Origin of the sequence: Nostoc sp. (genome assembly GCF_036917575.1) — a bacterium.
Taxonomy (GTDB): domain Bacteria; phylum Cyanobacteriota; class Cyanobacteriia; order Cyanobacteriales; family Nostocaceae; genus Nostoc.
In genome coordinates this window covers 1-9,196 of the sequence record NZ_JBALDC010000007.1, presented here as the reverse complement: position 1 = coordinate 9,196, position 9,196 = coordinate 1, and the positions used below count along the sequence as shown (strand labels likewise).

The 9,196-nt window shown below is 40.6% G+C and carries 10 protein-coding genes; 2 read left to right on the top strand and 8 right to left on the bottom strand.

Translation table 11 applies throughout. The features are described 5' to 3' along the window. Positions 1-175 precede the first annotated feature (175 nt). Positions 176-361 carry a hypothetical protein gene (locus V7K79_RS01825; RefSeq protein WP_335044163.1) on the top strand — a complete coding sequence of 62 codons (186 nt, stop codon included), beginning with the start codon at positions 176-178 and terminating at the stop codon, positions 359-361. Between the two features lie 106 nt (positions 362-467). Here the strand turns inward: V7K79_RS01825 and trxA are convergent, their stop codons facing one another. The 8 genes from trxA to V7K79_RS01785 all read right to left on the bottom strand — a co-directional run bounded on the left by trxA (position 468) and on the right by V7K79_RS01785 (position 7,361). Beyond that, positions 468-806 carry a thioredoxin gene (gene trxA, locus V7K79_RS01820; RefSeq protein WP_335044161.1) on the bottom strand — a complete coding sequence of 113 codons (339 nt, stop codon included), beginning with the start codon at positions 804-806 and terminating at the stop codon, positions 468-470. 236 nt (positions 807-1,042) lie between these two features. After that, positions 1,043-1,354, bottom strand: coding sequence for a hypothetical protein (locus tag V7K79_RS01815; protein ID WP_335044158.1), 312 nt, complete (start codon positions 1,352-1,354; stop codon positions 1,043-1,045). A 230-nt stretch (positions 1,355-1,584) separates the two neighbouring features. Then, positions 1,585-1,959, bottom strand: a complete 375-nt coding sequence (locus V7K79_RS01810) for a DOPA 4,5-dioxygenase family protein (RefSeq protein ID WP_335044156.1) — start codon at positions 1,957-1,959, stop codon at positions 1,585-1,587. Between the two features lie 739 nt (positions 1,960-2,698). Next, complete coding sequence (locus tag V7K79_RS01805; protein ID WP_335044154.1) at positions 2,699-3,208, bottom strand: hypothetical protein; 510 nt, start codon at positions 3,206-3,208, stop codon at positions 2,699-2,701. Between the two features lie 29 nt (positions 3,209-3,237). Continuing rightward, a complete protein-coding gene (gene thrB / locus V7K79_RS01800) occupies positions 3,238-4,149 on the bottom strand; it encodes a homoserine kinase (RefSeq protein WP_335044152.1) in 912 nt (303 codons plus the stop codon). Positions 4,150-4,417: 268 nt separating this feature from the next. After that, entirely contained in the window at positions 4,418-4,762 is a 345-nt protein-coding gene (locus V7K79_RS01795; protein WP_335044150.1) for a hypothetical protein, read from the bottom strand. Between the two features lie 5 nt (positions 4,763-4,767). Further along, complete coding sequence (locus V7K79_RS01790) at positions 4,768-6,456, bottom strand: NAD(P)H-quinone oxidoreductase subunit 4 (protein WP_335044149.1); 1,689 nt, start codon at positions 6,454-6,456, stop codon at positions 4,768-4,770. Positions 6,457-6,641: 185 nt separating this feature from the next. Further along, positions 6,642-7,361 carry a response regulator transcription factor gene (locus tag V7K79_RS01785; protein ID WP_335044146.1) on the bottom strand — a complete coding sequence of 240 codons (720 nt, stop codon included), beginning with the start codon at positions 7,359-7,361 and terminating at the stop codon, positions 6,642-6,644. A gap of 566 nt (positions 7,362-7,927) precedes the next feature. Here V7K79_RS01785 and V7K79_RS01780 point away from each other — a divergent pair. Next, a complete protein-coding gene (locus V7K79_RS01780) occupies positions 7,928-9,022 on the top strand; it encodes a hybrid sensor histidine kinase/response regulator (RefSeq protein ID WP_335044144.1) in 1,095 nt (364 codons plus the stop codon). Positions 9,023-9,196 lie beyond the last annotated feature (174 nt).

Below are 9,196 nucleotides of genomic sequence, written 5' to 3'. Positions count from 1 at the left end.
CAATTATATGCTTACTATTCTTGCTGCTTGTTTATTCCAACATGATGATGCTTGTGAATCCACTTGTCAATAGTGTTTGAGACGCGCTTACCCTGGCTATAGACGCTGTAAAGGGTTTTAACTTAGGAGCAATCACGTTGCCATTATTGTTGATGATATCTATGCAGCAGCAAAGGTGTGGCAAAACAAAGGCTTTATTCCTCTGTCTATGACTCCTCAAGAAGATGGTTCCTTATGCCAATGGTTTTTCCGCAACTGGGCAGGACAAATTATAGAGCTAATCTGCCGCCGATGGATGGGTAAAGAGACTTTTTCCTGCGAAAATATCGCTGGTTTACGCCTTTTGGAATTGGCAGCCTAAATTTATAATTCGTAATTAAACGTCAATTTTTTTCTTGCCTTTTCATGACTTTTTCAGCAAATCCTACGTAGCTTGCTTCTCGCCTTTGGCAAGTATTAAGAATTAGCTAAAGAAGCTTTTGAACAGCGTTGCTAAAGTCTTCGTAAGGAGAAACTCCCACAATGGTTTCTGCTAAGATACCATCTTTGAAAATTAAAACTGCTGGAATACTGCGAAGACCGAATTTTTTGAAAATTGGCTTATTGTTGTCAACGTCTACCTTAACCACTTTAGCGCGACCTTTGTATTCTTGGGCAAGTTGATCCATTAACGGACTGACTAAGCGACAAGGACCACACCAAGTAGCAGTAAAATCAACAATAACAACTTTCTCTTCACTTCCATTTAAAACAACATCAAATTCACTTTCTTCGACGTAAGCAACTATGTTAGTATCAGTAGACATTTTTTAATTCCTTAGTGTCAAACTAAAATTTCAGCAAAAAGCTAACTATACAAACTATACTCCCTTCTGAGTATCAGATTCATTAGTTATCTACATTCATTAGGAAACCTACAGATGAATTTGGCTTGTTATGGTATAGTTAATAACTGAAAATCTTTGTACGTGAAGTGCGATCGCATAATGCACCCTACCGACCAACCTAATCCAAAAACCTATACTTTCAAGGCGTAGAAGCGTCAATACTCATCCTGCCGAGCAAACAGTTCTAACAATCCAATTGTGCCTACAAAAAAAGTATAAGTAGCATATTTTATTGGCATCTTTTGTTTTGAAGGTGCATAAAAAGCTGCTATAATGCTTTCTACAAAATGGCTGATTATGGCAAAACGCTCAATCCAAAAAATAGGATTAAGGCTGCTTGGTATATTAATATTAGTTATTACTGCATAAATATTCCATGATTCCAATCCAATTGCGCTTGTTATAAGCACTGTAGATATAATTTTTACAAAGGTAGAAATCTTTTTTTTGATAATCTTTAAGTCCATACTGTTTACAAAAATAATATTTAATATACAGCATTTTGCATCTAAATGAAGTACATTCCTACCCCCTTAATCCCACGCTACTTGCTATAACGGATAGCGCAGCGTTAGCGAGTACTCATAGGCTGAAACCTTTATTGATTAAGAAATTGGACTTTTTCAATTTCACCAAAATTAGTCACAATAGAAAAAGTTTCAGGTCTTAAACCAAAACTTTTACCCAACAACGTCGTTTACTTTCCTTGATTGGATAAAGTCGGACTAAGCTGTTGGAGAAACTCAACATTCAAATCTAGTTTTTCTCCTAACCATAAGGAATGAACTGCGTGGTCTGCCACAGCATCCCCGGTTTCAGGATGGACGAGAATATCTAATCCCTTACGATTGAGCATTAACCAAGGAACGACTTTATCAAACTGATTCGGTAAGAAAGCAACTTGATACATCGCTTTTGGATGTGGCCCGATGGGCTTGTCAAACCACCGTCCGAGTCGCACCTCAAACCTAGCGCCTAATCCTTCACGTACATACGCAGCTACATCCCGACTTGCAGGATCGAAGTAAACATGAGCATGAAAACCAACGATCTCGCTAGTATCTTCTTTCATAGATCCACTTTTCGCTCTTAACTTTGATTTTGCATAGCGTCACGCCAAAGTATTACCCACCCTAATTATGCAAGTTCTAGCCGTAGTCACATAGGTTAGGACATTTTAAAAGAGTGAAAGCTAGGAATAGTAATAGTTTTACCTCCTGCCTCCTGCCTCCTGCCTCCTGCTATTGATGTGGAATAACTTAGTAATTAGTTAACGCTGAAAGCGCTTGTAGTTTCTTTGACAACTTTATCTATTTTAGGAGTAATTGAAAGATGCACAACATGCACTGAACAAGGAGCATAGTGAAGAACATATAAAGGTTTTTGCCCTATATTTATATATATAGCAAAATAATTTGAGTAAGGGACTTCCAAATAAAAAAATACTCAAAAACCTGGCAAAAAACTCTCTCCTCAGTTATTCCTCTGTGTCGCGCCAGTTGCTACCCTTCTCCTGACAAAGACGCGCAAGGGACGGGAACGCTAAGAGCGAACAAGTCTCTTAACCGCAAGGGCGTACTGGCTTCTTTGTGTCTCTGTGGTTCGTTTATTTGGATAATTTATTTCTTGGAAGTCCCTAACTTGTGAGGAAAGCAAGCATTTATCTTTGAGCATCAGGGAGCATCCCATTTTGGAAGAAATATCTTTGGTTCCTAAACCTAAATCACTCTCTCAAAGTTGCTATGCATTAGTTACATCTTTTTTAAGATTGCTGTAAATATGTATTGTATACCAACGAAAAGGGTAAAGTATTAAACAATCCGGTTGACAATTGTCCATACTTCTCCATCAGAGCGGACATAGGGAACGGAGATTGTCTTCAAGCCAGTAATAAAGGGCTTGTAATAAATCTGCCAATACATTGGACTCAGTTGATTGGCGCAAGCCTTAAGAAAACGGACTTCTGCGGCCAGTTCACTTGCTAGTTGATTAATGCGTTGAGCATGAACTTGAGCCACTTCTTTGGCTTCTTCTAGCTGCTGCTGTTGGATAAGTTGTTTGGATTCACCTTGCCAACGCACTAACTTACCTTGTTTTTGTTTTATCTTACCTTCCAAGGCGGCGATCGCTGCATCTATGCCTTGGAGTTCAACTGATAATTGGGCATTTTCCCTAGCTTGACGACGGTAAGCTTCTACCATCGCCTGGGGTGAATCATTCTCGCTAGAGATGACATTATTAATAGTGAGTGCAGCGCGTTCTTCTAAAAGAGCCTGAATTTGAGAGTTAAGCGCCGCTATTTCAGCCTGAGTTTGCTCCATAGATCGAGTTTTAAGTGCTGAGTAAAATATTAAAAGCTTTTTGCGCCTTGGTTATCTAAAGAAAGCGATCGCACTTCGGCTGTAATTCCTTCTTCTTGCCAAGCAGCTAACATCGCTGTCTCTACAGCCTTTGAGTGTAATTTATCTGCCAAAGCTAACAGTGTCGGCCCCGCACCACTAATTACCATACCATAAGCACCGGCACTAACAGCTGCGATGTTCAGAGCATCATAACCAGGAATCAAAGCTTTGCGATAGGGCTGATGCAATCTATCTTGCAAAGACGTCTTTAACCATTGTCCGTTACCAGTTTCCAAGCCGCGTAACAATAATCCCAAATGTGCTGTATTAAAAATCGCATCAGCACGACTCACTTCATTTGGGAGAACGCCGCGCGCCTTTGAAGTAGAAAGTTCAAAATTAGGAATAGCCACAACTGGTACAACATCTTTATGCCAGGGAACATCACAAATTTCCCAACCTGCGCCACTGGTAGCAGCCAGACGACATCCTCCCAAAAAAGCTGGAACTACATTATCAGGATGTCCTTCCATTGCGATCGCTAGCTCCATCACCTGCGACTGAGACAGAGTTGCACCTTCAAGTTGATTAGCAGCAACCAAGCCACCAACAATTGCTGTCGCCGAACTACCCAAACCCCGCGCCAACGGTACACCTAACTTAATCTCTATTTTCACAGATGGCGGTGTCTGCTCTATATGTTGATAGAACTTGACAAACGCTTGGTAAAGAAGATTACGTTCATCAGTTTGGACTCGTTGGGCTTCTGTACCAGTGACATCAATAGTTAACCCACCTTCTTGGCGAGTGAACTTGAACTCGTTGTACAGCTTTAAAGCTGCACCAATGCAATCAAAACCAGGCCCTAAATTAGCAGTTGTGGCGGGAACGGTAACAGTGATGGTAGAAACAACAGACATTGGTAAAACTCACTAATTATCAACCAGCATCCCATGTAATACCAATTCGTAATTTGTAATTCGTAATTCGTAATTAATAAAGTTGGATTTTCTAATAACCAATGATGTTGTGGCTTTTATAACTACTTTTCAAATTTCTCTAAATATCGCTCTTGATTTTACCCTTATCCCTCTTCTAAGAAACAGAAATGTTTTTTAGAAGAGGGTAAATAATAAGTATGAATTTGAAATAAAAATTTAAGTTCTTTTCAATTAATCTACAATATTATTACTTATCAAAAAATTCGAGATAAGCAATGATCGAGAAAACTTTGGCGGGGTTGGCTGCCGCTGCCATGCTGCTTCCCAGAAGTTTTGTAAAAGCGGCTTTGATACCGGAGCCTTCGCTGCTGGAGAGCAACCTAGAGAACCTATTCATTAATAAAGCACATTTCAATACCCCACCAAATAGGATCGCAGCATGAGTGTGGGGTTTTGTGTTGCCTGTAACCAGTTGACCCTTATAGACCCGTACCATAGCGATCGCGCAAGATAAAGCCTTGCCACAGTGCCAACAATCGCTCACCAAAGCCGCACAGTGATCGCTCTTTTCCCCAGAATAAATTGAGGTCAAAAAGCTTACTTCAAAGTTCCTAAAACGGGTGCTACTTCAACCTCGGAAATTTGCGGAACTAAGAATCCCTCCGCATAAATTTGGGGATTGCTTTGCGAAACTATGGCATAAGACTGGCGAAGATTAGCATTGACTGCGACAGTCTTCACGTCGTACATCTGCATCGCCATTTTGGGATAGAAACCAATACCAATAATCATCAGCAGAAAACAGGCAGCTATAAACACCTCACGGGGTCTAGCATCGTCGTAGACTGCATCCTCTGGCACAACGCAGTCTGTACCAAAACAAACTGTTCCCTCATCTTCTTGATTTTCCAAGCCTGCATTATTAATGTCGCAGATGAGTGCTGCACCGTCACCATAAAATACCTCTCGCAGCATGGAAAGTAGATATATAGGTGTGAGGATGACTCCAACGGCGGCGAGAAAAACTGTGACGGTGCAGAAAGTCGAACTGTAAACGTCACTGCTTGTTATACCAACGAATACCGAGAGCTCGCCAGCAAAGCCGCTCATACCAGGAAGTGCCAGAGATGCCATCGCGGAGATTGTAAACAAGGCAAAGACTTTGGGCATGGCTTGACCAATACCGCCCATATCTTTCATTATCATTGTGTGGCTGCGATCATAAGTAACACCTGCTAAGAAGAACAGCACCGATGCAATCAAACCATGCGAAATCATCTGCAACATCGCGCCGTTGATTCCCAAATCAGTAAAGGAGGCAATTCCTAGCAATACAAACCCCATGTGAGAAATCGACGAATAAGCTAAACGCCGCTTCATATTGGTCTGAGCAAAAGAGTTCAATGCACCATAGATAATGTTGACAACACCAAGAATAGCTAGAACTGGCGCAAAATAAATGTGTGCATCGGGAAGTAGTTCAAGATTCAGGCGAATCAGTCCATATCCGCCCATCTTCAACAATACACCAGCTAATATCATTGATACAGGAGATGATGCTTCGCCGTGGGCATCAGGCAACCAAGTATGCATCGGGAAAACAGCAAGCTTGACACCAAATGCAATCAACAATCCTGCATAAAGTAGCAGTTGTAGACCAAGGGGATATTCCTTCTTAGCGAGGGCAGTGATGTCAAATGTCATATTACTGCCGCCATATAGCCCCATTGCTAGGGCTGCCACTAAAATAAATATAGAAGCTGCTGCGGTATACAACAAAAATTTTGTAGCCGCATAACGACGCCTTTGCCCACCCCAAATGCAGACTAGTAGATAGACAGGAATCAGCTCTACTTCCCACATGATGAAAAATAGCAGCAAGTCTTTAGCAACAAACACCCCTACCTGTGCTGAATACAGCACCAGCATCAAAAAATAGAAGAGGCGGGGTCGGCGATCAACTTGCCAAGCTGAAAAAATCGAGAGTGTGGTGACAAATCCTGCTAAAAGCACAAGTGGCGCTGAAAGCCCATCGACTGATACCGCCCAGTTAAAACCTAACTGAGGAACCCAGGCATAATTTTCCACCATTTGAAAATTAGCACTGCTGGCATCGTAATGCTTCCAAAATGCGTAGCACATTAAGGCAAAATCTGCAATACCTACACCCAGTGCATACCACCGCACGCGCTTACCATCTTTATCAGGCAACACAGGGATGAGCAGGGAAGCAACAAGTGGCAGTAAGACAATTGCAGTAAGCCAGGGAAATTGATCCGCTATCATGTATGTATATAAAAATACTTATTTAGTCAATTATGTCATTCTACTAAACTTTGTAACAATTTCTTCATAAATATTTGTCCCAGTTAACTGCTTTAACTGAACAACAATTGACTGGAGACTGGGAAAAAATATTTTTATTTGTTAAGTGTTCTTGTATACGCAGCTGATGATAGTTGCTTACTTGCTCACGGTACTAATCCCGCCCGCAAAGCACGGACAGCAGCTTGCGTCCGGTCAGCAACACAGAGTTTATTGAGAATACCTCGAACATGAGTTTTGACAGTACCGACTGTTAAATAGAGCCTTTTAGCAATTTCTGCATTGTCACAGCCAGCGACAATCAACTCTAAAACATCCATCTCTCTATGAGTTAAAGGATAGGTGACGATACTTTTTTCAACATCTGGGTCAATACCTTCAATCAAAACTCTTTTTCCAGATGCGCCTCTGTTGCCATCTGGGAAATCTTGACGTATTTGTTGTAGTACAAGGTCTGCGATCGCTGGATCGATCCATGAGCTACCTGCATAAGTCGTTTGCACAGCCTCTACTAGTTTCTCTGTTTCTATATCCTTCATGCAATAAGAATCTGCACCTGCTGCAAATGCTGCTAAAACTGCTTGTTCACTATTTTGCATCGTTAAAATTAGCAGCTTTGTTGTGTAGTCCTCATTCTCTGCCTGATATTGCCTAAATGTACGTGTTAGCTCAATACCATCCATGTCAGGCAAACCAATGTCAATAGTAGCAACATCCGGCTTGAGAGTTTTTAGAAGCTTAATCCCGTCGGTTGCATTGGCTGCTTCACCAACAATGTTAAACTCTGCCTGGGTTTGTAAAGCAGACCGCAAGCCGATTCTTGTCAGGTTGTGATCTTCAATTACAAGGATCTTGATTTCACTCATAGTTGCTTAACTTTACTGTTATTTATCTAAAGTACAGATTAAAATAATCTCGTTCTTCTATTCGGGATCTTATACAAAAAGCAAGGCGTTTGGTATTATTACCGCAACTTCATCTACCATTAGACATAGATAACCTTATCTCCTAAGCCTTTCCAAGGCAAGAGTTTCGATATAACAGTATAAGTAAGTGAGTGTAAATATTTGTGGTTAGGATAAGCCAGAAGGCAGGAGATAAGAGGGTTTTAGCCTCGTTCATTTTTGTTAACACAGTTTGGTTTTATTCTACCGACCTACTTAATTTAATCAAAAAATATTTCCATACATTAACCTGACGCTCAATGTTTTATACTCAACAATTTTTTATCAAAAACCTGGTAGCAAGCAAAAGTAGGTAACTATTAAGTAGTCACCCTTGCTTTGAGTGGCATTATGCACAGAAAAGGGACTAAAATAACTCACCAGGAAACTCCAAAAGAAAATGTTAATTGTTAATAACCTCAACGCTGGTGAAGTAAGCTATTACCAGATTTGCTAGGGATAGCCAAGCACTTCTTTTTTATTTAGCCATGTCTTTACCTAAAACTGTCAAAAAAGATAAAATTCTCGTTGTTGATGATATTTTTGACAATCTACTGGTCTTAGAAGCAGTCCTAGAAGATGAGGACTATGAAATTAGCTTGGTAGAAGATAGTAAGATTGCTCTGGCTATGGTTGAAGAGTCACCGCCAGACATAATTCTCTTAGATGTGATGATGCCGGGGCTAGATGGTTATGAATTTACTCGGCGTATCCGACAGAATCAGGCGTTGCCATTTATCCCGATTTTGCTGCTTACGGCTCACTATGAGTCTAGCGTTGTTGAAGGACTTGACGCTGGTGCAGACGACTTCATTCGCAAACCATTCGATCCTGATGAACTACATGCAAGGGTGCGATCGCTTCTGCGCCTCAAGCATAGTATCGACGAACGGGATCAGATGGCGAACCTTCGGGCAGATTTTGTCTCCCGTTTTACTCACGATTTACGTATACCGTTAGTAGCCTCCAACCGCGTATTAAAATTATTGCTGCAAGGCAAGTTTTGCGATGTTTCGCCACAATTGCAAGAGATAATTGATACCATGATTGGCAGCAATCAAGACCTGCTGGAAATGGTAAATACTTTGTTAGAAGTTTATCGTCATGAAGCAGGCTGTAAAACCTTAAAAATTTCTCTGTGCAATATTCAGGAATTAGTTAGTGAAGTTTCCCAAGAATTAACTCCTTTAGCTGAAGAAAAAGGATTAGCTATAAACATCGCTCGAGGTGAAATTGCAAGCATTATTATGGGCGATCGCTTAGAACTGCGGCGAGTTTTGACAAATATCATCGGCAATGCCATTAAGTTTACAGACAAAGGTTCTGTAAATATTCACTGTTATCTGACTCCGGTAGCTGTAAATATTGATATCCAAGATACAGGATCAGGAATTTCTAAACCAGATCAGGCAATATTATTCGAGCGATTTCGTCAAGGGAAACACCAACGTTCTGGTAGTGGTTTGGGACTATATCTCTCTCGCTGTATTATCGAAGCACATCAAGGTACAATCGATGTGATATCTGAACCAGGTAAGGGAAGTACATTTACTATCCGTTTACCTTTAGCTGACAAAAACTAAAAGTAATTCGGCTATCGAATCTTAACTTTATTTATCAGTTGAAAGTCTTCTTATCATTAATACAACTTCACCTTCTGGTACTAAGCTGTTAGGCAGCTAGATTGTATAATAAGAGATTAAATAATTAATTTAGTATCAGCCACTTATGCCAGCCAAAAATCACCTTTCTGAAGA